3 protein-coding genes are annotated in these 1,431 nt (G+C 74.7%); all 3 read left to right on the forward strand.

The genetic code is table 11. The features are described 5' to 3' along the window. Positions 1-151: 151 nt before the first annotated feature. On the forward strand, positions 152-358 hold the full coding sequence (locus ACIA5F_RS30910; protein WP_399358789.1) for an acyl-CoA carboxylase epsilon subunit: 207 nt from the start codon (positions 152-154) through the stop codon (positions 356-358). 58 nt (positions 359-416) lie between these two features. Further along, positions 417-1,022 (forward strand): nucleoside triphosphate pyrophosphatase, encoded by a 606-nt coding sequence (locus ACIA5F_RS30915; protein WP_399358787.1) that lies wholly within the window; start codon positions 417-419, stop codon positions 1,020-1,022. A 315-nt stretch (positions 1,023-1,337) separates the two neighbouring features. Next, on the forward strand, positions 1,338-1,431 hold a 94-nt coding region (locus tag ACIA5F_RS30920; RefSeq protein WP_399358716.1), incomplete at its 3' end, for a biotin carboxylase N-terminal domain-containing protein.

Consider the following 1,431-nt stretch of genomic DNA (forward strand, 5'->3'; position numbering starts at 1 on the left):
CGGCTTGTACTGGACGTACTTGCGTGGTCCGACAACGCGGCGAGGCGCCGTGCCGGGCGTCGCGGGCCGGTGAACCTTTCCGGTCACAGCACTAGCCCCTCCTCCAGCCCCCCTCTCCCTCCCCCTTCCAGCCCGCCAGGAGCTCGCTGTGGTGATCAAGGTCGTCAAGGGCAATCCGACCCCGGAGGAGCTGGCCGCCGCGCTGGCGGTGGTCCGGGCGCGCGCGGCGGCGGCACCCGAGCCGCCGCGCGCCCCCCGGGCGGCGGACGCGTGGGCCGCCCCGGACCGGGTGGCCCGGGGCGGGCCGCCCCGGCCGGGGCCGCGCGCGTGGGCCCGTACGTACTGGCCGGACCGGTGACGGACCCCCGGGCCCGGGGGTCCGTTCCGGGGCCGGGGCCGCGCCTACGATGGCGGGCATGACCACCGAACCGCGCCCGCTCGTCCTCGCCTCCGCCTCCCCCGCCCGCCTGAACCTGCTGCGGCAGGCCGGGCTCGCCCCGCACGTGATCGTCAGCGGCTTCGACGAGGACGCGCTGGAGGCGGACACCCCCGCCGAGCTGGCGCTCGCGCTGGCCGAGGCGAAGGCGGCCGTCGTGGCGGCCCTGGACGAGGCCGCGGGCGCCCTGGTGATCGGCTGCGACTCGGTGCTGGAGCTGGACGGCGAGGCGCTGGGCAAGCCCGCCGACGCGGAGGAGGCCACCGCCCGCTGGAAGTCGATGCGCGGGCGGGCCGGGGTGTTGCGCACCGGGCACTGCGTGATCGACACGGTGAGCGGGCGCCAGGTCTCGGCGACGGCGTCCACCACGGTCCGCTTCGGCGAGCCGACGGACGCGGAGGTCGCGGCGTACGTGGCGAGCGGCGAGCCGCTGCACGTGGCCGGGGCGTTCACCCTGGACGGCCTGTCGGCGCCGTTCATCGACGGGATCGACGGGGACCCCGGCAATGTGATCGGGCTGTCGCTGCCGCTGCTGCGCGCGCTCCTGGGCGAACTGGGCGTGTCGATCACGGACTTGTGGGCCTGAGCCGCTCCGGCCCGGCGGCGCGCCCCGGCGGCGCCGTCCGGGCGCCCCGGGCGGCGATCAAGCAAAGAAACCGCGGGGCGTTCGTAGGGACTCGACAAAGAATCACCCGGGGCCGCTGACCGGCTGGACAGAGACCCCGGACGCATGGCGGGGTTACTGTGCAGTCGGGGAACCCCCTGACCTGGGGCGCCACAAGACTTTTCCGGTGGTCCGGCCCAGCGTCACACTCCGTGTGGGCAAGCTCACCACCGGGAAAGGGTCGAAAGGCCGTGTGGGCTGTCCCTAAACTCAGCTTGTTCCAAGGAGGGAGCCATCGTGCGCAAGGTGCTCATCGCCAACCGTGGCGAAATCGCTGTCCGCGTTGCCCGGGCCTGCCGGGACGCCGGGATCACCAGCGTAGCCGTCTACG

The sequence above is a fragment of the Streptomyces sp. NPDC051567 genome, assembly GCF_044454165.1.
Classification (GTDB): Bacteria; Actinomycetota; Actinomycetes; order Streptomycetales; family Streptomycetaceae; genus Streptomyces.

Bases quoted from the DNA above. Each gene is read 5' to 3' on its own strand.
- ACIA5F_RS30915 (WP_399358787.1), top strand. From the start codon at position 417: ATGACCACCGAACCGCGCCCGCTCGTCCTCGCCTCCGCCTCCCCCGCC.